This is a genomic window from Falsiroseomonas sp., assembly GCF_051860665.1.
Lineage (GTDB): Bacteria > Pseudomonadota > Alphaproteobacteria > Acetobacterales > Acetobacteraceae > Falsiroseomonas.
Genome location: NZ_JBHYDM010000017.1, coordinates 12,867 through 34,684, shown reverse-complemented (window position 1 = coordinate 34,684; position 21,818 = coordinate 12,867). Strand labels below are relative to the sequence as shown.

The window sequence follows — 21,818 nt, the reverse complement described above, 5'->3', positions numbered from 1 at the left end:
CGGGCGCGCGCAGCCGGCGGCACCGCAGGCGGAGGGGGCGGATGACCCCATCGCGGCGCTGGCCGCGCGGCTGCCGCACCGCTTCCAGCGGCCCGAATTGCTGCTGCAGGCCCTGACCCACCGTTCCGCCGCCGATCCACGCCGGCAGATGCTGGACAGCAATGAACGCCTGGAATTCGTCGGCGACCGCGTGCTGGCCCTGGTGATGGCCGAATGGCTGGCCGAACGCTTCCCGCAGGAGCGGGAGGGGGATCTCGGCAAGCGCCTCGCCGTGCTGGTGGCGCAGGACAGCCTGGCGCGGGTGGCGGCAGCCCTCGGCGTCGGCCCGGCGCTGCGGGTGACGGTGAATGAGGAGCGCAGCGGCGTGCGGGGGCGGGCCTCCGTGCTGTCCGATGCGCTGGAGGCGATGCTGGGCGCGCTCTATCTGGATGGCGGGCTGGAGGCGGCCCGCGCCCTGATCCGGCGCGAATGGGATGCGCTGCTGGAGGGGCCCTTGCGGCCGCCGGTCTCGCCGAAAAGCCGGCTGCAGGAATGGACGCTGGGGCGCGGGCTCGGCCTGCCGGACTATGTCATGATGTCCACCACCGGCCCCTCCCACAGCCCGGTCTTCGTGGTCCGCGCCGTGGCGGCGGGGCAGGAGGCCGAAGGGAAGGGCGACAACAAGAGGGCCGCCGAGCAGGCGGCCGCGGAGCGACTTTTGCAGATTCTGGGCGCGGCATGAGCGAGACCGAAACCCCGGCACCGGCCGAAGGCCCGCGACGCTGCGGGCTGGTGGCGATTGTGGGCGCGCCCAATGCGGGCAAGTCGACGCTGGTGAATGCGCTGACGGGAACGAAAGTCTCGATCGTCTCGCCCAAGCCGCAGACCACGCGCTTCCGCATCCGCGCCGTGGTGATGCAGGGCCAGGCGCAGATCGTGCTGGTGGACACACCCGGCATCTTCGCCCCGCGCCGGCGGCTGGACCGCGCCATGGTGGCGGCCGCCTGGGGCGGTGCGCAGGATGCGGACCTCGCCGTGCTGATCGTCGATGCCCGCGCCGGGCTGACGGATGAGGTGCGGCAGATCACCGAGAAGCTGAAGCAGGGCGGAAGGCGCGCCATGCTGCTGCTGAACAAGGCCGACCTGGTGGACCCGCCGCGGCTGCTGCCGCTGGCCCAGGCGCTGAACGAGATTCTGCCCTTTGCCGAGACTTTCATGGTCTCCGCCTTGAAGGGCAGGGGTCTCGACCGCGTTCTGGCGGTGCTGGCGAAGAACCTGCCGGAGGGCCCCTGGCTCTTCCCCGAGGACGACCTCTCCGACCTGCCGCAGCGCATGCTGGCCGCCGAGATCGTGCGCGAGCAGGTGCTGCGCCAGACGCATGAGGAAGTGCCGCACCACGCGACGGTCGAGACCGAGAGCTGGACCGAGCGCAAGGACGGCAGTGCCCGGATCGACGTGACCATCTACGTCACGCGGTCCACCCAGAAGGCCATCCTGATCGGCGACGGCGGCAGCAAGATCAAGAATATCGGCCAGACCGCGCGGCGGGAGCTGGAGGCGCTGCTGGAACGGCGCATCCATCTCTTCGTCAATGTGAAGGAGCGCGCCGGCTGGGACGAGGAGCGCGGGCGGATCAGGGCGCTGGGGCTCGACGACGCCGGCTGACTATCCGGCGGCGGCGGGGGCCGCGCGATGCTCCCGCCAATGCGCCCGCAGGTCCATCACGATCTTCGCCACCACCAGCAGTGCAAGGGTGGGGGTCGCATCCTGCAGCGCGAGGGCGATGGCCCCGCCGAGCATGATAACGAGGTGCAGCAGCATCACCCGTCCATAGGGCTGGGTCATCAGCGCCTTGGGCGCCACCTGCCGCCATTCCCCGGCGCCCCAGAAATTCAGCGCAAAGGACAGGCCATGGCTGGCGACCAGCCCCAGCATGGGCCAGAGCAGGCCGGATGACTGCCCGAGCATCGCCAAGGCCCCGTCCATCGTCGTCCCGCCGCCCATCAGAACCACCAGGAAGGTGCCATGCCCGTAGGTGAAGATGCCGTAGTGCAGGGCGAAGACGGGGATCAGGAACAGCAGCTCCCGCTCCCGCCGCAGCACCAGCACCGTACCCATGCGCAGGACCTGGAACAGGCCGATGACGACGTTCTCGGCCCAGAACAGCAGCATCAGCTCGAAGCTCGACCAATAGCCCAGCAACGCACCGGCCAGCGGGATGAGATTGGCCAGCACCAGGCCAGCGGAGGAGGCGAGCAGGGGTGTCTTCAGATGGGCGAGCATCCCGCTTCCATGCCGGCTTCCCAGCCGCCCCGCAAACCCCCACCTTCCGGGCCGTGACCATCGAATGGACCGCCCCCGCCGTCATCCTCGACATCCGTCCGCATGGCGAGGGCGGCGTCATCGCGACCCTGCTGACGGAGGAACACGGCCGCCACGCCGGTCTCGCCAAGGGCGGCGCCTCCCGCGGCCAGGCGGCGCTGTGGCAGCCGGGCAACCTTGTGGAGGCGCGCTGGGTGGCGCGCCTGCCGGAACAGCTCGGCGCGCTGGGCGCGGAGCTGGTCCACCCCGCCGCGGCGCTGGCCATGGAGGACCCGCTGGCACTCGCCGCGCTTCGCTCCGCCTGCGCCGTGGCGGAGGCCGCGCTGCCGGAGCGGGAGGCGCATCCGCGCATCTTCCACGGCCTGGTCGCCTTCATCGCGACCCTGGCGCGCGGCACCGACCTCGCTTTGCCCGACCTGGTGCGGTGGGAGGCCGATCTGCTGGCCGATCTCGGCTACGGCCTGGATTTCTCCGCCTGCGCCGTCACCGGCAGCCATGACGACCTGACCTTCGTCTCGCCGAAATCCGGCCGCGCCGTCTCGGAAGCCGCGGCCGGGGAATGGCGCGACCGGCTGCTGCCGCTGCCGGCCTTCCTGCTGGGGCAGGGGCCTTCCGGCCCCGCGGATTGGGCGGCGGGGCTGCGTCTGACCGGCCATTTCCTGGCCCGCGACGTCTTCGGCGTCCACAACCGCGGCCTGCCCGCGGCGCGGGAGATGCTGGCGGACCGGGTGGCGGCGCTGGTAACACCCGAGCCGCCGGTCTAGACACCACCCTGAACAAAGCACGAATCAGCGCCAATGCCAGACGACATCAAGGGCCTGCCGCCCGAGGGCGGCAATATGCGGGAAACCGGGCTGGCCGATGCGCTGTCCGAGCGCTACCTGGCCTATGCCCTGTCCACCATCGTCAGCCGGTCCCTGCCGGATGTGCGGGACGGGCTGAAGCCGGTGCATCGGCGGCTGCTCTACGCCATGCACCAGCTGAAGCTGGATCCCGCCGCCGGCTTCAAGAAATGCGCCCGCATCGTCGGCGACGTGATGGGCAAGTACCATCCGCATGGCGACAGCAGCATCTATGAGGCGCTGGTCCGCCAGGCGCAGGATTTCGCCGCGCGCTATCCGCTGGTCGAGGGCCAGGGCAATTTCGGCAATATCGACGGCGATAACGCCGCGGCCATGCGCTACACCGAGGCGCGGCTGACCGAGATCGCCCAGGCGCTGCTGGAAGGCATCGAGGAAAACGCGGTGGATTTCCGCGCCACCTATGATGGCGAGGAAAAGGAACCGCTGGTCCTGCCGGCCGCCTTCCCGAACCTGCTGGCCAATGGCGCGGCCGGCATCGCGGTGGGCATGGCAACCTCCATCCCGCCGCACAATGCGGGCGAGCTGTGTGATGCCGCCCTGGTGCTGATCGACAACCCGCAGGCCGGCATCGATGACCTGCTGGCGCATGTGAAGGGCCCGGATTTCCCGACCGGCGGCCTGCTGGTCGAAAGCCCGGAATCGATGCGGGAGGCCTATGCCACCGGCCGCGGCGGCTTCCGGCTGCGCGCGCAATGGACGGTCGAGCCGCTGAAGAACGGCACCTGGCAGGTCGTGGTCCACGAAATCCCCTACCAGGTCCAGAAGTCGCGCCTGATCGAGCAGATCGCGGCGCTGATGGAGGAGAAGAAGCTCCCGCTGCTCGGCGATGTGCGCGACGAATCCACGGATGTGGTGCGACTGGTGCTGGAGCCGAAGTCGCGGGCCGTCGACGCGAAGATGATGATGGAGACGCTGTTCCGGCACACCCAGCTGGAAACCCGTTTTCCTCTCAACATGAACGTCCTGGACGCCGACCGCACCCCGCGCGTGATGGGGCTGCGGGAGGTGCTGCGCTGCTGGCTCGACCATCGCCATGTGGTGCTGGTGCGGCGGTCGGAGCATCGCCTGGCCGCCATCGCCCGGCGGCTGGAGATCCTCGACGGCTACCTGATCGTCTACCTGAACCTGGACGAGGTGATCCGCATCGTCCGCGAGGAGGACAAGCCGAAGGAGGCGCTGATGGCCACCTTCAGCCTGACCGAGACCCAGGCCAATGCCATCCTCGACATGCGGCTGCGTGCCCTGCGCAAGCTGGAGGAGATGGAGATCCGGCGGGAGCACACGAAGCTCAGCAAGGAGCAGGCGAAGCTGCGCGGCCTGCTGTCCAGCGATGCCAAGCGCTGGGCTGCCATCGCCGACGAGATCCGGGAGACCCGGAAGAAATTCGGCGAGGAAACGGCGCTGGGCAAGCGCCGCACCATCCCCGGCACCATCGAGCCCGGCGCCGTGGTGGACGAGACCGCCTTCATCGAGCGCGAGCCGATCACCATCATCCTCTCCGAAAAGGGCTGGATCCGCGCGCAGAAGGGCCATCTCGGCGCCGATGCGGAACTGCGCTTCAAGGAAGGCGACAGCCTGAAATACGCCCTGCATGCGGAGACCACGGACCGCATCGTGGTGCTGGCGACCAACGGCAAGGCCTATACCGTGAAGGCGGATGCCATCCCGCGCGGCCGCGGCGATGGCCAGCCGGTGCGGCTGCTGCTGGACCTGTCCAATGGCGACGATGTGGTGACTCTGTTTGTCCATCGCGAAGGCCGCCGCTTCCTGCTGGCCTCCACCGACGGCAAGGGTTTCGTCGTGAAGGGGGAGGAGCTGCTGGCGGAGAAGCGCACCGGCAAGCAGGTGCTGGTGGTGGATGCGGCGGTGGAGGCCTTGCTCTGCGTGCCGGCGGAGGGCGACAGCGTCGCCACCATCGGCAGCAACAACCGCCTGCTGGTCTTCCCGCTGTCCCAGGTGCCGGAGATGACGCGCGGCCGCGGCGTGCAGCTGATGCAGCTGAAGGACGGCGCCACGCTGAACGACGCCAAGGTCTTCGCCGCCAAGGAGGGCCTCGCCTGGCGCTATGGCGCCGGGGTCAAGACGGAGACGGACCTCCGCACCTGGGCCGGCCAGCGCGCGGGGGCGGGCAAGATGCCGCCCGACCGCTTCCCGAAGTCGCGCAAGTTCGGAGTCTGATGGACAGCGCCCCCGCCGCGTGATCCGATCCGCCCCCGGAACCAGAAGGGGGCGGAGATGCCGAAGCCGGGCAAGCCTGCGGCGCCGAAGGCCAAGCGCGCCAGCACCGTGCTGCATTTCGCCACCAACCGCCCGCGCCTGTCGGACGGTTTCGCCCAGGATGCGGACCTGGTCCCCGGCGCCGCCCAGCGCCTTTACCTCGGCAGGGCGGAGGTTGGATGGGTCGGCGACCCGATCGACACGGAGGCGCCGCGCGCCCTGCTGCGTGCCCCCGATATCGCCGGCGAGGACGACTTTGGCGACCCGATCGGCGGCAGCTGCGCCCGGCTGCTGGATGACTGGTTTGCGAGTGCCGCCGCGCGCGGCGCCGTGCCGGTCTTCTACATCCACGGCTTCTCCAACGGCTTTGCCGATGCGCTGCAGCGGGCGGCGCAGATCGAGGAGTTCTATGAGGCGGAGAAGCTGGCCCTCGCGCCGCTGGTCTTCTCCTGGCCCTCGGATGGACGGGTGCTGGACCCGCGGCTTTTCGCGGCCGAGGAGGGGCTGCGGGCGCAGTATCTGGACGATCAGCGGGATGCGACGGCCTCCGCCCCCGCGCTCGCCCGGCTGATCCGGGAGATCTGGCGGGCGCGGGAGCGGGCGGGGCGTCCGCGCGTGGCGCTGCTGGCCCACAGCATGGGCAACCATGCCCTGGCCTGCGGGCTGGAGGCGATGAACAACGGCCTGCTGACCCGCGAGCTGGAGGGGCTTTTCGCCCAGGCCGCGCTGGTCAGCGCCGATGTCCCCGCCACCAGCTTCGAGCCCGGCCAGCCGCTGCGCCTGCTGCCGCAGATGGTGGAGCAGGTGACGGTCTGCATCAGCCAGGACTGCACCCTGTCGGTCGCCAGCCAGATCGCCAATGGCAATCGGCGGCTCGGCCATTACGGCCCGACCAGCCTCGCCAGCCTGCCTTCGCAGGTGGTGGTGGTGGACTGCTTTCCGGGGCTGGACTGGGGCTCGCGCGACCGCATCCTGGCCAAGGGCGGCACGGAATGGGACGTGGTGCAGCACCAGTGGTACCGGAACGATCTGAAGGCCCGCGCCGCCCTGGCCGCGCTGCTGTCCGGCGGCAAGCCGCCCTTCAAGATGCTGGAGGCGGCACAGCAGCAGGAGGCCGAGCGCAGCCGGCATGCCGTGCTGGCGTGAGCCTCAGCCGGTGACGGTCAGCTTCTCCTCCGGCGCCAGGGCCGCGGCATGGTCCTGGTGCTCGGCCAGCACGCGCCAGACACCGCCCGAAAGGGTCTCGCTGGGGCGGAAGCGGGATTTGTAGGACATCTTGGCGCTCTGCGGCACCCAATAGCCCAGATAGACATAGGGCAGGCCCAGCGCCCGGGCGCGGGCCACCAGCCAGAGGATGGTATAGGTGCCGAGGCTGCGCTTGCCGGCCTCCGCCTCATAGAAGGAATAGACGGCGGAGAGACCGTCGGAGAGCCAGTCCGTCAGGCAGGCGCCGACCAGACGGCCACCTGGTTCGCGGAACTCCACGATGCCGGTCGTGATCGGCGTGTCCTCCACCATGGCGCGATAGTCGTAGAAGCCCATGGCCGCCATGTCGCCATCGCCGTGGCGGGCGCCCTGGTAGCGCTGGAACAGGGCGAATTGCTCGGCGCTGGCCCGCGCCGGCAGTTCCGCCGTCAGCAGGTCGGCATTCTGGCGGAAGATGCGGCGCTGGGTGCGGTCCGGCGAGAAATCGCCTGCGACGATGCGGATCGGGATGCAGGCGCGGCAGCCGGGGCAGACCGGCGAATAGGCGATATTGTGGCTGCGGCGGAAGCCGGCGCGGGAGAGCCGGTCATGCAGCGTCTCCGCCTCCGCCCCCGCCAGCTCGGTGACAATCTTCCGCTCGGTCCGCCCGGCCAGGTAGGGGCAGGGCAGAGGCGCGGTCGTATAGAAGAACTGGGGGCGACGTGCGGGGCGGTGCAGCATGTTTTCGGGCCATAGTCTCCGCGCAAGCCGGCCGCAAATCAACCATCCTCGGCGGCAAGACCCTGTGTGGAGGAACGCCGGGCCAGTGTCGCACTGCGCAGCACCAGCGTGCCCGAGAAAAGGTCGTGCAGCGTCCGCCGGCGGTGGGAAAACAGCGGCGCCAGCAGCGGCACGCCGCCCGCGGCCCAGGACAGGGCATAGAGGGTGGTGGAGGTGAAGGCCTGGCCCAGCGTCGGCGCGCTGCCATCCAGCTCCGACCGCACGGCGAGGCCCATCAGCGCCTGGCCCGGGGTGGCCGAGAGCGGGGAGGCGATCGACAGCGTGCCATAGAGAATCGGCAGCAGCAGCGCCCAGGGCAGCAGCAGCAGCCCGCCGACCAGGCCGATGGTCAGCATGGCGAGCAGCGCCGCGCCGCCCCAGACCAGCCAGGACAGGATCAGCAGCAGCAGCGCATCCACCGCCCAGGCGGCCAGGCGGCGCCGCAGCACGCCATCGAATTCATCAGGGGTGGCCTGCACGGCACCTCTCCGGAGTGTCTCATCGGGTCAGTCGGATGGACCCCGCCTCGTTTTCAGGCTGCCGACCCAGGCGCAGAACGTCCCCGCTTGTCCAACGTTGCAGCAGGCTTGCGAAATTATCGGAAAGCGGATGGCCGGACTGGCCGGTGGCGATGATGGCCAGCGTCCCCTCCGGATCCGCCAGGTCCGCCACCATGCGCAGCCCGGCGCCGTGCTGGTGGGCGAAGGGATTCGTGCCGGTGCCGCGCATGCCCCCGCGGGACAGCGTCTCGTTGTCGCCGCCGGTGCCGGCCTGCAGGCGGGTGAGCTGGGCGAGGCCAGGGACGAAGCGCAGCAGCGGGTGCTCGAAGCTCGCCACATGGGCCGCGCCCCAGCGCCAGGCGGCCGGGTCGCTGCCCTGAGCGGATTCGAGCTCCGCCACCGCCTCGCCCAGCGCGCGGGCCAGCAGGGGTCCGCAACCCTCCGCCCCGCACCAGGCGGCGCCGCGGGCGGGGTCCAGCAGGAGGCGTTCCAGGAATTCCGGCCCGCCCGCGGTGCCCTCCGGCGCCCCGCCGGCCTGCAGCGCCAGCTGTCGGAAGCGGGCGAGCCAGGCGTGGTGGATCAGCGGCTGCGGCAGATCGGCGCGCATCTCGCCGTTCCAGTCCGCCAGCAGGGCATGGGCGCGGGCGGGCAGGCCGGCCGGCGGCGGCACGGCGCGCAGCACCGGCAGCAGCGCCTGCGCCAGAAGCGAGGTGACGTCGTTCTGCATGGCCGCGAAACCCGCCGCGTCATGCTGCGGCCGCGCCGCCAGCAATTGCCGGATGCGGCGCAGGCGCCAGTCGCCATACCAGTCGCGGCCGAGGAAGACCGGGTGGTCGGCCGGTGCCGGGCGGGAATTGGCATTGGCGATCTGGCCGCTTTCCGGGTCCTCCACATGCGCCATGGCGTCGAAGGGCACGAAGCCGGTCCAGTCCATGCTGCCGTCCCAGCCGCGCGCCGGCAGGCTGCCATCGCCGCTGGCGCGGATCGGTGTGCGCCCGACCAGGTATTGCGCGATGCGCCCGGCCGCATCCGCCACCATCAGGTTCTGCGGTGGGCTGCTGAACAGCGCGGCAGCCTGCCGCGCCTCGGCGATGGAGGTGGCGCGGTTCAGCGCGAGCAGGGAGGCGGCGGCCGTGTCATCCGGCTGGAGATTTGCCATGGCGACCGCCAGCACATGCCCTTCCGCCGCCGCCAGCCCGTCGAGGTCCGAGATCACCGGCCCGTGCCGCGTCTCCCGCACCCGCAGGATCTCGGGCTCGGCCTGGCCGCGCACGGCGATGCGTTCCTCCCGCACCAGGAAGGGCCGGGGCCCCTCCGGCGTCAGATAGGCATCCGGCCCCGCCAGCCGCTCCACAAAAACGTCCTGCGTATCCGAATGGGTGGTGGTGAAGCCCCAGGCGAGGGACTGGTTGCGGCCGATGACGATCGCCGGCACGCCAGGCGCCGTGGCGCCGGCCCGGAACTGGCCATCGGGCAGGTCGATGCGCGCCAGGTACCAGAGGATCGGCGCGTTGAAGCCGAGATGCGGGTCATTCGCCAGCAGCGGCGCGCCGCTGGCGCTGCGCCGCCCGCCCACCGCCCAGGCATTGGAGGCGGAGGATGGCAGCGGCGCATCCTCGCCGAAGACCGGGATCGCCTGCAGCACCCGCGCCAGGTGGGGCGCGCTGGGCAGGGCCGCGAGATCCGGCCGGCCGGCGCTGCCATCCCGCGGCCAGAGATCCTCGACCTTCTCCGCCGGAAGGGCCTCGACCAGGGCAGCGCGCTCCAGCTCCCGCCGCCAATTGCCGGACAGCCACAGGCCCATGACCTTGCCCCAGAGCAGGGAGTGCTCCGGCCGCCAGGGCTCCGGCTCGCCAATCACCAGAAACTCCGGCGCGGCGAGACGGCCGCGGGCGGCGATCAGCGCATTCACCCCCTCCGCATAGGCCACCAGCATGTCCCGCGTGCCGGCATCGAGCGCGGCGAGGTCGGCCTCCGCCCGCGGCAGCAGGCCGAGGGTGCGGGACATGCGGTCGAGCCTGAGGGCGGAGGGGCCGGCGAGTTCCGTCAGCCGTCCTGCGGCGCTGCGGCGCATCGCCTCCATCTGGAACATGCGGTCCCGCGCATGCAGGTAGCCCATGGCGACGGCCGCATCGCGCTCCGTCTCCGCCCGGATGCGGGGGATGCCCTGCGCGTCCAGCGTGATGGCGACGGGGGCGGAGAGGCTGGGGATCGCCAGCTCCTCCCGCGCATCGGGCAGGGAGGTGAAGACCACCGCCGCGGCGAAGGCGATGGCGAGGCCGGCCAGCAGCACGACCAGCAGGAGGAGACGCCCGGTGAGGCGGAGGAGGAAGCGCATGGGCGCCAGATGGACCGGATGGGCGGGGAAGGGAAGGGAGGGCCGGGAGAGCGACCGGCTCGGGCTGTTTCGTGGCGCCGAAGGCAAGACATGTGATGCAGCCAAAGCCTATCGCGCCCATCGGAATGGACTTGCTTCCCCGTAACGGCCCGGATGTTAATGCAGTAACCGAAATCCAGCACAGAAGAACCAATGGCGTGTTCCAAGAATGAGCAGAGATCCGGGCGGGGATTGCATTTTTTGGAGCAATGAAGCCTTGCGGGCCTTTGTATCTGTCCTGATTGCTGCGTGCCTTCCTGCTTCGCTCAGGAGGATCCCCGCATGACCCGCCCCGGCGGCGCTGCGGGGCGCCCACCCGAGTTGCACCCGCTGAGGCCTACCAAAGGAGGTTCCATGGCTCGCCCTCTTGCAGGCCTCGCCGCCTGTCCCGCCTTGGCGCTGCTGCTGGCCACCGCACTGCCGGCCGAAGGCCTGGCGCAGGCGGGCGCGGCGCGCATCTGCGTCGCCAATCGCGGCGCCTTCGTCATCGCCGCCGAGATCCATGCCCGCCAGCCGGTGCCGACGGGGGCGACCAGCGCGCGGACGCTGCGGCTGGTCGCCAGCAACGCCAGCCTGCCGGCGCTGCAGGAGCTTTGCGCCACCATGCCCGATGCCACCGATCGCGTGGTGGTCAAGGTCCAGCTGCATACCGGCCTCGGCTGGCGCCAGGCCTGCGAGGTGACGATCGACCCGGTCCGCACGGCCACCGTCACCGTCGGCGGCACCACCTTCAACAGCCACTGCACCCAATAGGATGCGAGAGGAGAGCTTCATGCCGCGTCACCCTGCCGTCCTCCCCGCGGCCCTGGCCCTGCTGCTGGCCGGCGCCCTGCCAGGCGAGGCTGCGGCGCAGGAGCATCGCCTCTGCGTCCAGAACCGCGGCGGCTTCGTCATCAGCACGCAGATCCGAGGCATGGTGCCGGGCGCCTCGGGGCGGCCGGAGGCGCGCACCCTCGGGCTGCAGGCGGGCATCCCGGTGATGCAGGGGCTCTGCGTGAATGCGCCGGAGGGCACCACCCAGGTCGAGATCCTGGTGCGGGTCTTCAACGGGTCCGACTTCGTGGAGGCCTGCCGGGTGCGGGTGCAGCCGGTGCGCGCCATCACCGTCACCGCGCATGGCACCACGCTGCAGCATCACTGCACGCAATAGGCGCGAAGCAACCCGATTCCCCCCAAGAACAGGAGACGCCGCATGCCCCGCCACCTGATGCGCTGCCTGATGCTGCCTGCCTTGCTCGCGCCCCTGGCCGCCTCCGCGCCGCCGGCTGTGGCGCAGGAGGTGAACGGCACGCCGGTGCGGATCTGCATCCAGCAGCGCGGCGCCTATGTCGCCAATATGCTGATCACTGCGCGCTACTATATCGAAGGGGGCGGGCTGCACACCCAGGCCATCCTCAGCGACAGTTCCGTGCCCGTGGGGCAGCAACGATGCGGCACGGCGCCGGCCGGCACCTGGGAGGTGCGGGTGGTGCTCTCCGTCGTCGGCGGGCGGGAGGCCTGCCAGCTGACCATCCGGCCCGTGGTGCCCACCACCATCACCATGGGCGGGACCTCGCTGCAGGCCCATTGCAGCCGCTGACGGATTTCATCACGCCTGCCCGCGTGAACGCCACGCCGTCCATGGTCCCGTAGCGGCCAGTTCAGGGATGGACCCGGCCCCACAGCGGCCCGGCCGAAACCGCGTCACCTCGCGCCGAAGCGCAGCATTGCAAGAAGGTCCAGATCGAACATGCCAAATCGACAGACGCCGCGCGGGCCGGGTTCCGTGACGCATGGGGCGGAGGTGATGCCAGGCGACGCATCCTCCTGGCGCGGCGCCGGCCGCATCGCCGCGCTGGCGGCCCTGCTTGCCGCCAGCGGCCCGGCTCTGGCGCAGCCCAGCGATCGCCCGATCGAGATCTGTGTCGATCACCGCGGCGGCTATGTCGGCAGCATCGATATCGATGCCTTTCAGCGCTCCGGGCTGCCCGTCATCAAGCTGATCACGCGCAGCAACTTCCTGCTGGGGCAGCGGCATTGCGTCACGGCACCGGCCGGTGCCGTCGGCGTCCGTGTCTCCGCCTATTCCGACACGGGCTTCAATATCGTCCATGCCTGCCACATTTCGCTCTTCCCGGTGGTGGCCACCACCGTCACGATGCGGGGCACGTCCTTTCACCCCTATTGCACGCGGTAGCCCGCCAGGCGGCGCGGCCTCAGCCCATGTTCACCATGATGGTCTTCTTGTGGGTGAAGTGCTCCAGCATCGATTCCAGCGAGGCTTCCTTGCCGAGGCCGGAGGACTTCACGCCGCCATAGGACAGGTTCGCCTGCACCACGAGGTTCTGGTTGATCTGCACCAGCCCCGCCTCCAGCCGATGCGCCAGGTCCAGGCCGATCTTCAGGTTGTTGGTCCAGAGCGAGGCCGCCAGGCCGTATTCGCTGTCATTCGCCTCGGCCAGCACCGCTTCCGCATCGTCGAAGGGCTGGATCACGGTGACCGGCCCAAAAATCTCCTCCCGCACCAGGCGGGAGCTGCCATCGAGGCCGGTGAAGATGACGGGCTGCACGAAGAGCCCCTTCTTCAGCGCCGGGTCGGTCGGCATGGCGGAGCAGACATGGGCGGTGGCGCCGGGCGTCTTTTTGCCCTCTTCGATGAAGGCCTTCACCTTTTCCAGCTGACCCTGGCTGACGATGGTGCCGATGTCCGTCTTCTCGTCCAGCGGGTCGCCCATGACCATCCTGTCCACCGCCTGCTTCATCTCCGCCACGAAGCGGTCGAAGATCGGGCGCTCGACATAGATGCGGCTGGCCGCGGTGCAGGACTGGCCCTGGCGCGTGAAGCGCATGGAGGTCAGCGCGCCGGCGACCGTTTTCTCGAAATTGCAATCCGCGAAGACGATCATCGGCGACTTGCCGCCGAGCTCCAGCGTGACCGGGATCAGCTTCTCGGCCGCTGCGCGGGCCACGATCTTCCCGGTCTCGACGGAGCCGGTGAAGGTCACCTTCTTCACCAGCGGATGGGCGACCAGCGGCGCGCCGCATTCCGGGCCCATGCCGGAGACCATGTTGAAGACGCCGGGCGGCAGGATGCGGTTCATGATCTCGCAGATCCGCAGCACGGCGAGCGGCGCCTCCTCGGCCGACTTCACCACCACCGCATTGCCGGCGACCAAAGCGGGCGCGACCTTCAGCGCCATCAGCAGCATCGGCACGTTCCAGGGGATGATGGCGCCGACCACGCCCAGCGGCTCCCGCACCGTCACGGAGAGCACATCGGGGGCGAAGGGCACGCTTTCCCCCTTCAGCTCGCCGCCGAGGCCGCCGAAGAATTCGAAGACATCGGCCACCACATTGGCCTCGACGCGGGATTCCGTGCGCAGCGCCTTGCCGGTCTCGAGCGCGATCAGCAGGCCCAGCTCATCGACATGGGCGCGGATGGCCGCTGCACAGGCATGCACCAGGGCGCCGCGCTTGCGGGCCGGGACCTTGGCCCAGGCCTTCTGGGCCTTTGCGGCGTCCTGCACGGCGGCGTCCACATCCGCCGCATCGCCTTCCGCGGCCTCCGCCACCTGTTCCCCGGTGGCGGGATTCACCACCGCAAAGGTCCTGCCGGAGCGCGCCGGCACATAGCGCCCGCCGATCAGATGCACGCCGGACAGCGCGCGCGCCAGGGCGAAGGGGTCGGTGGTCGGCGCCTCGGGCGTCTTGTGGGGCAGGTCGAGCATGGGTTTCCTCCCGCGGGAACACGGCACTATAAGCGGCCGCCATAGTCTTGGCGCCCGATGGCCGCAGGATGCGGTGCCGGGCGCCGGGCGGCAATGCCCCGGGGAATGCCCGGCTCGGCCACAGATTGGGAAGGGACTGGATTGACCATGGAGAAGGCGCCGAGCGGACCCTTGCGCGGCCTCAGGGTTCTGGACCTCACGCGCGTCCTGGCGGGCCCCACCTGCACGCAGATGCTGGGGGACCTGGGTGCCGAGGTCATCAAGATCGAGAAGCCGGGCTCCGGCGACGATACCCGCGGCTTCGCCCCGCCGGTCTGGCCGGAGACGGAGGAAAGCGCCTATTTCCTGGGGGTCAACCGCAACAAGAAGTCGCTGACGCTGGATATCGCCAAGCCGGAGGGCCAGGCGATCGTGATGCAGCTGCTGGATGGCTGCGACATCCTGGTGGAGAACTTCAAGGTCGGCGCCCTGGCCAAGTATGGTCTCGGCTTCGAGCAGCTGGCCCAGAAATTTCCCGGGCTGATCTACTGCTCCATCACCGGCTTCGGCCAGACCGGCCCCTATGCGCCACGCCCGGGCTATGACTCGCTGATCCAGGCCATGGGCGGCGTCATGTCCCTGACCGGGGAGCCGGATGGGCTGCCGCAGAAGGTGGGCGTGCCGGTGGCGGACCTCTTCGCCGGCCTCTATGGCTGCATCGGCATCCTGGCGGCGCTGCGCCACCGGGAACGCACCGGCCAGGGCCAGCAGGTGGATATCGGCATGCTGGACACCAGCGTGGCCTGGCTGGCGAACCAGGGCATGAACTACCTGGCGACCAAGGAGAATCCGCCGCGGCTGGGCAACCAGCACCCGAATATCGTGCCCTACCAGGTCTTTCCGACGAAGGACGGGCATATCGTGCTCTCCGTCGGCAATGACCCCACCTTCGTGCGGTTCTGCGAGGTGACGGGCCAGCAGGCGCTGCTGGGCGACGAGCGCTTCGCGACCAATGCGGCGCGCGTCGCCAACCGCCAGTTCGTGACGGAGACGCTGACGCCCGTGATGCAGTCCCGCACCACGGACGAATGGGTCGCGGCGCTGGAGACGGCCAAGATCGGCTGCGGCCCGATCAATACATTGGAAAAGGTGTTTGCGGACCCGCATGTGCAGGCCCGCAAGGTGGTGGTCGAGATGCCGCATGCCTCCGGCGCCACGGTGGAGGTCATCGCCAATCCGGTGCGCCTGTCCTCCACCCCGGCCGACTACCGCGTGCCGCCGCCGCAGCTCGGCGAGCATTCGGAGGAGGTGCTCTCCGGCCTGCTCGGCCTGGGCGAGGCGGAAATCGCCGCGCTGCGCGCCAAGGGTGTGGTCTGAGATGCGGGCGGGAAGGCTGCACTACCTTATGGGTGCGGCCTTCCACCAGCTGGCCTGGACGGAATGGGGACCGGCGGAGGGCGCGCCGGTGGTTTGCGTCCATGGCCTGACCCGCAATGGGCGGGATTTCGACGTGCTGGCCCAGGCGCTGGCCGGGCAGGGCCGGCGGGTCTTCTGCCCGGATCTGCCGGGGCGCGGCGACTCCGACTGGCTGCCCGACCCGCGCGCCTATGCGCCGCCCGCCTATGTGGTGGCGCTGGCGCATCTGCTGGCGCGGCTGGAGGGGCCGGTGGACTGGGTCGGCACCTCGCTGGGCGGCATCTGCGGCATGCTGCTGGCCGCCGCCCCCGGCACGCCGATCCGCCGCCTGGTGCTGAACGATGTCGGCAGCCTGGTGCCCGCCGCGGCCCTGCGGCGCATCACCGCCTATCTGGCGGAGGCGCCGGCGCAGGCCGACCTGGCCGGGTTCGAGGCCTATCTGCGCAAGGTCCATGCCCCCTTCGGCCGGCTGAACGACGCCCAATGGCGGCACATGGCCGAGACCAGCACGCGCATGCGGGCCGATGGACGACTCGCCTTGCATCACGACCCGGCCATCGCCGTGCCGCTGGCCGAGGCCCAGGAGGGGAAAGGGATCGGGCCGATCGACCTGCGCCCGGTCTGGCAGGCGGTGCGCCAGCCGGTGCTGATCCTGCGCGGCGCGGAAAGCGACGTGCTGGAGGAATCGACCGCCGCCGCCATGGCGCAGCGGCCGGGGGTGGAACTCGCCACGCTGCCGGGCATTGGCCATGCGCCCGCCTTGATGGCGCCGGACCAGGTGGCGCGGATCCTCGCCTTCCTGGGCTGAGAGATCGTTGGCATGGATGATTGACGCCGCGGCCTTCGCTTCACTAGCCTTGCCGGGCAAACGCCCCGCCAAAGGGGCGAAGCGGGAGGAAAACAGCGTCATGCAGCGCCGAAACCTGATGCTGGCCGCCCTTGGATCGCCCTTTGTGGCCGCCAGCCTGGCCCAGGGCCAGGCCCCGGCCTGGCAGCCCAGCGGCCCGGTCCGGATCATCGTGCCCTTCCCGGCGGGCGGCACCACGGACATCCTGGCGCGGCTCTATGCGCAGCGGCTGACGGAGACGCTGGGCGTTTCCGTGGTGGTGGAGAATCGCGGCGGCGGCGGCGGCTCCATCGGCGCGGATGTGGTGGCCAAGGCGGCGCCGGATGGGCAGACCCTGCTGTTCCACAACCTCACCTTCTCCACCACCACCGCCGCGCTGGAATTCGTCGGCCGCGCGCCGCATGTGCTGGAGCGCGACTTCGCCCCCATCAGCCTGGGCGCCAATGTGCCGATGCTGCTGCTGGTGGGCGCGCAGGTGCCGGCGCGCAACCTGGCGGAGTTCGTCGCCTGGGCGAAGGCGCAGCCCACGCCGCCCTTCTATGGCTCGACCGGCCCCGGCAGCACGATGAATCTGATCGGGGAGGTGGTGAAGCGCGACGGCGGCTTCCAGATGGAGCACGTGCCCTTCCGCGGCGCCGCGCCCCTGGTGCAGGAGATGCTGGCCGGCCGCATCGCCTTTGGCGGGGACCAGCTCTCCTCCTCCCTGCAGCATGTGCGCAGCGGCGCGCTGAAGCCCATCGCCACCCTGGCGGCGAGCCGGGCGCGCGCCCTGCCGGATGTGCCCACGGTGCGCGAACAGGGTTTTGCCAGCGCCGAGATGCTGGGCTGGAACGGCTTCTTTGCCCCGGCGCGGACGCCGGAGCCCGTGCTGGCGCGGCTGAATGCGGAGATCGCCGCCGCGGCCCGCTATCCGCAGCTGGCCTCGCGCATCGCGGAGCTGGGCGCGGAACCGGGCGGCAATAGCGCGGCCGAATTCGGCGCCGCGGTGCACGAGCAGATCGCCGCCGTGCGCCCGCTGGTGCGCGAGCTGCGGATGCAGGTGGAGTAGGCGTCAGCCCTGCCGCGGCCGCATCGCCCGGCGGATATGGCGCGGCGGCCTGGCCGACTCGATGCGGAGCAAGCCCAGTCGCAGCGCCAGCGACTGTAGGGCGGAGAAGCTGCCGGGCGGCGGGGCGGGCAGGGGTGGCAGCCTGGCCGTGCCCGGCCGCGCCCCCCGCGCCCGGTGCAGCCGCCACCAGGCAAGCGCCTTCTCCGGCCCCGGCGCCGCGTGCCGGAAGGCGAGCAGCGCCTCCACCTCCGCCCGCTGGGCCCGGATCTCCGCCAGTTCGCTCACCCCGCCCGCAGCCTCCGTGCGGCTTCCACCGCGAAATAGCTCAGCACGCCATCGGCGCCGGCACGCTTGAAGCCCAGAAGGCTCTCCATCATCGCCCGCTCATGGTCCAGCCAGCCATTGCGGACGGCGGCCATGATCATCGCGTATTCGCCCGACACCTGATAGGCGAAGGTGGGCACGGCGAAGCGCTCCTTCACGCGGCGGACGATGTCGAGATAGGGCATGCCCGGTTTGACCATGACCATATCCGCACCCTCCGCCAGGTCCAACGCCACTTCGCGCAGCGCCTCATCCGTATTGGCGGGGTCCATCTGGTAGGTCTTCTTGTCGCCGCCCTTGAGCGAAGCGCCGGAGCCCACCGCCTCCCGGAAGGGGCCATAGAAGGCGGAGGCGTATTTCGCGGCATAGGACATGATCCGCGTATGGATCAGCCCCTTCGCGTCCAGCGCGCTGCGGATGGCGCCGATGCGGCCGTCCATCATGTCCGACGGCGCGATGATGTCGATGCCTGCTTCCGCCTGGATCACCGCCTGGATGGTGAGAATTTCGACCGTCTCGTCATTGGCGACATACATGCCGCCCGGGCCGGGCCGCAGCACGCCGTCATGGCCGTGTTCGGTATAGGGGTCGAGCGCCACGTCGCCGACCAGGCCGAGATCCGGGAATTCCTTCTTCAGCAGCCGCGCCGCGCTGCACATCAGGTTTTCCGGGTTCTTGGCCTCCGTCCCCTCGCCATCCTTCCGCTCCGGATTGGTGGCGGGGAAGATGGCGATGGCCGGGATGCCGAGCTCCGCGGCTGGCGCCACATGCGCCGCCAGCCGGTCCAGCGTCACCCGCTTCACGCCGGGCATGGAAGAAACCTCGGTCTCGATGCCCTGTCCCTCGATCAGGAAGATCGGCCAGATCAGGTCATCCACCGAAAGCCTGTTCTCCGCCACCATGCGCCGGGTGAAGGCATCCACCCGGTTGCGGCGGGGACGGATCGCGGGGTAGCCGGTCATGCCGCGGCGGCCGCCAGCGCCTGGTCGAGGTCGGCCAGGATGTCGTCGATATGCTCGATGCCGATGGACAGGCGCACATAGCCGGGGCTGACGCCGGAGGCCTTCTGCTCCTCCGCCGAGAGCTGGCTATGCGTGGTGGTGGCCGGATGGATGGCGAGCGACCGCGCATCCCCGATATTCGCGACGTGGTAGAACATTTTCAGCGCCTCGATGAATTTCTTTCCGGCCTCGGCGCCCGCCTTCAGCTCGAAGCCCATCAGGCTGCCATAACCACCCTTCAGCGCGGCATCCGCCCGGCGCTTGGCTTCGCCGGTAATCAGGCTGGGATGCGTCACGCTGGCCACCGCGGGATGCGCGGCCAGGTGGGCCGCCACCTTGATGGCATTGGCACAATGCCGCTCCATCCGCAGCGGCAGCGTCTCCAGCCCCTGCAATGTCAGAAAGGCGTTCATCGGGGCCATCGGCGCGCCGAGGTCGCGCAGCAGGATCACCCGCATGCGGATGATATAGGCGATCGGCCCGAGCGGCTTCACCGCCTGGGTCCAGACCGCGCCGTGATAGCTGGGGTCCGGCTTGTTCAGGGTGGGGAAGCGCGCTGCATTCCCCTCCCAGTCGAAATTGCCGCCATCCACCACCATGCCGCCGATGCTGGTGCCATGGCCGCCGATCCACTTGGTGGTGGAATGCATGACCACCGCCGCGCCCAGCGCCAGCGGCTTGCACAGGATGGGCGCCGCCGTGTTGTCCATGATCAGCGGCACGCCGAGCTTGCGGCCCAGTGCCGCCACTTCCGCGATGGGGAAGACCTGCAATTTCGGGTTCGGCAGCGTCTCCGCATACCAGCAGCGGGTGCGGTCGTCGGTCGCGCGGACGAAGGCCTCGGGGTCGGCCGGATCGACGAAGCGGACCTCGATGCCGAAGGATTTCAGCGTATTGGCAAAGAGGTTCCAGGTGCCGCCATAGAGATCGGTGGAGGAGACGATATTGTCCCCCGCCTCGCACAGGTTCAGCACGCAGAAGGTGGTCGCCGCCTGGCCGGAGCCCAGCGCCAGCCCCGCCACGCCACCCTCCAGGGCCGCCACGCGCTTTTCCAGCACGTCCACGGTGGGGTTCATGATGCGGGTATAGATATTGCCCATCTCGGCCAGGCCGAAGAGGCGGGCGGCGTGGCCGGTGTCCTGGAACTGGAAGCTGGTGGTCTGGTGGATCGGCACCGCGACGGAGCCGGTGGTCGGATCCGCCCGCCAGCCGGCATGCAGTGCGATGGTCTCCGGATTCTCGGACGACGCCATGTTCTGTCTCTCCTGTCCCCAGGCCTTTGCCTTGGGCGCATCCGTTCCACGTCCGGGGGGGCGGAGGCAAGGCGGAGGGATTGCACCCTTGTTTCGCCTCTGCCGCAGCGCGTGTTTCTCCTGTTGCACGGCAGCGGCGGCAGGCTTTGCCATGCGGCATGCCGAGGGCGGCATTGCGGCGCAAGATATGGCGGCAGTGGTTCCTGGCGGCCACCGGAAGTGGTAACAGGCTCGGCATGACCCCCGCCGCCACGCCCATCGCCCTCGGTTCGGACCATGCCGGCATCGGCCTGAAGGCGACGCTGCGCGCGGCGCTGGAAGCCGCCGGCCATCCGGTGCTGGATTTCGGCACGCATGGGCCGGAAAGCGTGGACTACCCGGATTTCGCCGCCGCCGTCGCCGGCGCGGTGCTGGAAGGCACCGCCCGCTTCGGCGTGCTGGTCTGCGGCACCGGCATCGGCATCTCGATCGCCGCCAATCGCCATGCCGGCATCCGCTGCGCCCTGGTGCATGACGCGACCGGCGCCCGCCTGACGCGCCAGCACAACGATGCCAATGTGCTGGCGCTGGGCGCCCGCATGATCGGCGCCGAGGTGGCGCTGGATGCGCTGAACGTCTTCCTCACCACGCCCTATGAAGGCGGCCGGCATGACCGCCGCGTCCTGAAGCTCAGCCCCGGATGGAGCCAGCCCGCATGAACGAGACCACTCCGGCGATGACCCCCGCCCGCTTCTTCTCCGCCGGCGTGGGCGAGACGGACCCCGAGATCGCCGCCACCCTGCAGAACGAGCTGATCCGCCAGCAGGACGGCATCGAGCTGATCGCCAGCGAAAACATCGTCTCCAAGGCGGTGCTGGAGGCGCAGGGCTCGGTGCTGACCAACAAGTATGCGGAGGGCTATCCCGGCCGCCGCTACTATGGTGGCTGCGAGGTGGTCGATGTGGCGGAGACGCTGGCGATCGAGCGCGCCAAGAAGCTCTTCGACTGCGGTTTTGCGAACGTCCAGCCGCATAGCGGCGCCCAGGCCAACCAGGCGGTCTTCTTCGCCCTGATGCAGCCCGGCGACACCTTCATGGGGCTGGACCTCGCCGCGGGCGGCCACCTGACCCATGGCGCGCCGGCCAACCAGTCCGGCAAGTGGTTCAAGGTGGCGCCCTATACGGTGCGCCGCGACGACCAGCGCATCGACATGGCGGAAGTGGCCCGCATCGCGCGGGAGACGAAGCCGAAGGTCATCGTGGCTGGCGGTTCCGCCTATGCGCGGCACTGGGATTTCGCCCAGTTCCGGGCCATCGCCGATGAGGTCGGCGCCTATCTGATGGTGGACATGGCGCATTTCGCCGGGCTGGTCGCCGGCGGGGCGCATCCCTCGCCGCTGCCGCATGCCCATGTGGTGACCACCACCACCCACAAGACCCTGCGCGGCCCGCGCGGCGGCATGATCCTCACCAATGACGAGGCACTGGCGAAGAAATTCAACAGCGCCGTCTTCCCCGGCCTGCAGGGCGGCCCGCTGATGCATGTGATCGCCGCCAAGGCGGTCGCCTTCGGTGAGGCGCTGCGCCCGGAATTCCGGGCCTATGCGAAGCAGGTGGTGGCCAATGCCAAGGCCCTGGCGGCGGAGCTGAAGGGACAGGGGCTCGACCTCGTCACTGACGGCACCGACAACCATCTGGTGCTGGTCGACCTCCGCCCGAAGAAGCTGACCGGAAAGGCGGCGGAGGGCGCGCTGAACCGCGCCCACCTGACCTGCAACAAGAACGGCATCCCCTTCGATCCGGAGAAGCCGATGGTGACCTCCGGCGTCCGCCTCGGCAGCCCGGCGGCGACCAGCCGCGGCTTTGGCGAGGCCGAGTTCAAGCAGGTCGGCCAGATGATCGGCGAGGTGCTGGACGGCCTGGCGCAGGCGAACAGCCCGGAAGCCAATGAGGCCATCGAGACCCAGGTGAAGGCCCGCGTCCTCGACCTCTGCCGCCGCTTCCCGATCTACGGCTGATACGGATGCGCCGCCCCCTTCCCA

General features: G+C 70.0%; 22 protein-coding genes. 14 read left to right on the top strand and 8 right to left on the bottom strand.

The annotated features are described in order from the left end of the window. Window positions 1-49 precede the first annotated feature (49 nt). Both rnc and era read left to right on the top strand, forming a co-directional pair. Window positions 50-721 (top strand): ribonuclease III, encoded by a 672-nt coding sequence (rnc, locus tag ACTIF1_RS16995; protein WP_439597690.1) that lies wholly within the window; start codon window positions 50-52, stop codon window positions 719-721. Continuing rightward, a complete protein-coding gene (gene era, locus ACTIF1_RS16990; protein ID WP_439597633.1) occupies window positions 718-1,644 on the top strand; it encodes a GTPase Era in 927 nt (308 codons plus the stop codon). Before rnc ends, era begins: the two co-directional genes overlap by 4 nt. On the opposite strand, the gene ACTIF1_RS16985 is transcribed toward era, so the two are convergent. Continuing rightward, window positions 1,645-2,262: a DUF6498-containing protein gene (locus tag ACTIF1_RS16985; RefSeq protein WP_439597632.1), complete on the bottom strand. Its 618-nt coding sequence runs from the start codon at window positions 2,260-2,262 to the stop codon at window positions 1,645-1,647. A 59-nt stretch (window positions 2,263-2,321) separates the two neighbouring features. Here ACTIF1_RS16985 and recO point away from each other — a divergent pair, with 59 nt between their 5' ends. From recO to ACTIF1_RS16970, 3 genes are read left to right on the top strand one after another with little or no spacing between them, the layout of a single operon-like run. Then, on the top strand, window positions 2,322-3,065 hold the full coding sequence (gene recO / locus ACTIF1_RS16980) for a DNA repair protein RecO (RefSeq protein WP_439597689.1): 744 nt from the start codon (window positions 2,322-2,324) through the stop codon (window positions 3,063-3,065). 33 nt (window positions 3,066-3,098) lie between these two features. After that, window positions 3,099-5,342 carry a DNA topoisomerase IV subunit A gene (gene parC / locus ACTIF1_RS16975; protein ID WP_439597631.1) on the top strand — a complete coding sequence of 748 codons (2,244 nt, stop codon included), beginning with the start codon at window positions 3,099-3,101 and terminating at the stop codon, window positions 5,340-5,342. A 57-nt stretch (window positions 5,343-5,399) separates the two neighbouring features. Next, a complete protein-coding gene (locus tag ACTIF1_RS16970) occupies window positions 5,400-6,527 on the top strand; it encodes an alpha/beta hydrolase (RefSeq protein ID WP_439597630.1) in 1,128 nt (375 codons plus the stop codon). 3 nt (window positions 6,528-6,530) lie between these two features. On the opposite strand, the gene ACTIF1_RS16965 is transcribed toward ACTIF1_RS16970, so the two are convergent. Genes ACTIF1_RS16965 through ACTIF1_RS16955 form a run of 3 tightly spaced genes read right to left on the bottom strand, consistent with a single transcriptional unit; the run spans window position 6,531 to window position 10,184 of the window. Continuing rightward, window positions 6,531-7,307: an arginyltransferase gene (locus tag ACTIF1_RS16965; RefSeq protein ID WP_439597629.1), complete on the bottom strand. Its 777-nt coding sequence runs from the start codon at window positions 7,305-7,307 to the stop codon at window positions 6,531-6,533. A 38-nt stretch (window positions 7,308-7,345) separates the two neighbouring features. Continuing rightward, window positions 7,346-7,825, bottom strand: a complete 480-nt coding sequence (locus ACTIF1_RS16960; protein WP_439597628.1) for an RDD family protein — start codon at window positions 7,823-7,825, stop codon at window positions 7,346-7,348. 19 nt (window positions 7,826-7,844) lie between these two features. Next, window positions 7,845-10,184: a penicillin acylase family protein gene (locus tag ACTIF1_RS16955; RefSeq protein ID WP_439597627.1), complete on the bottom strand. Its 2,340-nt coding sequence runs from the start codon at window positions 10,182-10,184 to the stop codon at window positions 7,845-7,847. A gap of 393 nt (window positions 10,185-10,577) precedes the next feature. On the opposite strand from ACTIF1_RS16955, the gene ACTIF1_RS16950 reads away from it, so the two are divergent. From ACTIF1_RS16950 to ACTIF1_RS16935, 4 genes are all read left to right on the top strand, one after another. Next, window positions 10,578-10,976 carry a hypothetical protein gene (locus ACTIF1_RS16950; RefSeq protein ID WP_439597626.1) on the top strand — a complete coding sequence of 133 codons (399 nt, stop codon included), beginning with the start codon at window positions 10,578-10,580 and terminating at the stop codon, window positions 10,974-10,976. A 19-nt stretch (window positions 10,977-10,995) separates the two neighbouring features. Beyond that, on the top strand, window positions 10,996-11,373 hold the full coding sequence (locus ACTIF1_RS16945) for a hypothetical protein (protein ID WP_439597625.1): 378 nt from the start codon (window positions 10,996-10,998) through the stop codon (window positions 11,371-11,373). A gap of 42 nt (window positions 11,374-11,415) precedes the next feature. Next, window positions 11,416-11,802, top strand: a complete 387-nt coding sequence (locus ACTIF1_RS16940) for a hypothetical protein (protein ID WP_439597624.1) — start codon at window positions 11,416-11,418, stop codon at window positions 11,800-11,802. A 150-nt stretch (window positions 11,803-11,952) separates the two neighbouring features. Then, a complete protein-coding gene (locus ACTIF1_RS16935; RefSeq protein ID WP_439597623.1) occupies window positions 11,953-12,399 on the top strand; it encodes a hypothetical protein in 447 nt (148 codons plus the stop codon). 19 nt (window positions 12,400-12,418) lie between these two features. Here the strand turns inward: ACTIF1_RS16935 and ACTIF1_RS16930 are convergent, their stop codons facing one another. Further along, the gene (locus ACTIF1_RS16930; protein ID WP_439597622.1) at window positions 12,419-13,930 is read right to left on the bottom strand and encodes an aldehyde dehydrogenase family protein; all 1,512 of its coding nucleotides are present in this window, start codon (window positions 13,928-13,930) and stop codon (window positions 12,419-12,421) included. 147 nt (window positions 13,931-14,077) lie between these two features. Here ACTIF1_RS16930 and ACTIF1_RS16925 point away from each other — a divergent pair, with 147 nt between their 5' ends. The 3 genes from ACTIF1_RS16925 (at window position 14,078) to ACTIF1_RS16915 (ending at window position 17,220) form a co-directional block, all read left to right on the top strand. Beyond that, on the top strand, window positions 14,078-15,286 hold the full coding sequence (locus tag ACTIF1_RS16925) for a CaiB/BaiF CoA transferase family protein (protein WP_439597621.1): 1,209 nt from the start codon (window positions 14,078-14,080) through the stop codon (window positions 15,284-15,286). 28 nt (window positions 15,287-15,314) lie between these two features. Next, window positions 15,315-16,133 carry an alpha/beta fold hydrolase gene (locus ACTIF1_RS16920; protein WP_439597620.1) on the top strand — a complete coding sequence of 273 codons (819 nt, stop codon included), beginning with the start codon at window positions 15,315-15,317 and terminating at the stop codon, window positions 16,131-16,133. A gap of 100 nt (window positions 16,134-16,233) precedes the next feature. Further along, window positions 16,234-17,220, top strand: a complete 987-nt coding sequence (locus ACTIF1_RS16915) for a Bug family tripartite tricarboxylate transporter substrate binding protein (protein ID WP_439597619.1) — start codon at window positions 16,234-16,236, stop codon at window positions 17,218-17,220. A gap of 3 nt (window positions 17,221-17,223) precedes the next feature. On the opposite strand, the gene ACTIF1_RS16910 is transcribed toward ACTIF1_RS16915, so the two are convergent. The 3 genes from ACTIF1_RS16910 to ACTIF1_RS16900 are packed head-to-tail and all read right to left on the bottom strand — an operon-like array spanning window position 17,224 to window position 19,798. Beyond that, entirely contained in the window at window positions 17,224-17,505 is a 282-nt protein-coding gene (locus ACTIF1_RS16910) for a hypothetical protein (protein ID WP_439597618.1), read from the bottom strand. Then, a complete protein-coding gene (gene hemB, locus ACTIF1_RS16905) occupies window positions 17,502-18,506 on the bottom strand; it encodes a porphobilinogen synthase (RefSeq protein WP_439597617.1) in 1,005 nt (334 codons plus the stop codon). The genes ACTIF1_RS16910 and hemB overlap by 4 nt, the downstream gene beginning before the upstream one ends. Further along, a complete protein-coding gene (locus ACTIF1_RS16900) occupies window positions 18,503-19,798 on the bottom strand; it encodes an O-acetylhomoserine aminocarboxypropyltransferase/cysteine synthase family protein (protein WP_439597616.1) in 1,296 nt (431 codons plus the stop codon). The genes hemB and ACTIF1_RS16900 overlap by 4 nt, the downstream gene beginning before the upstream one ends. Window positions 19,799-20,034: 236 nt before the next feature. On the opposite strand from ACTIF1_RS16900, the gene rpiB reads away from it, so the two are divergent. Further along, a complete protein-coding gene (gene rpiB / locus ACTIF1_RS16895; protein ID WP_439597615.1) occupies window positions 20,035-20,496 on the top strand; it encodes a ribose 5-phosphate isomerase B in 462 nt (153 codons plus the stop codon). Beyond that, the gene (glyA, locus tag ACTIF1_RS16890; protein WP_439597614.1) at window positions 20,493-21,794 is read left to right on the top strand and encodes a serine hydroxymethyltransferase; all 1,302 of its coding nucleotides are present in this window, start codon (window positions 20,493-20,495) and stop codon (window positions 21,792-21,794) included. The genes rpiB and glyA overlap by 4 nt, the downstream gene beginning before the upstream one ends. Window positions 21,795-21,818 lie beyond the last annotated feature (24 nt).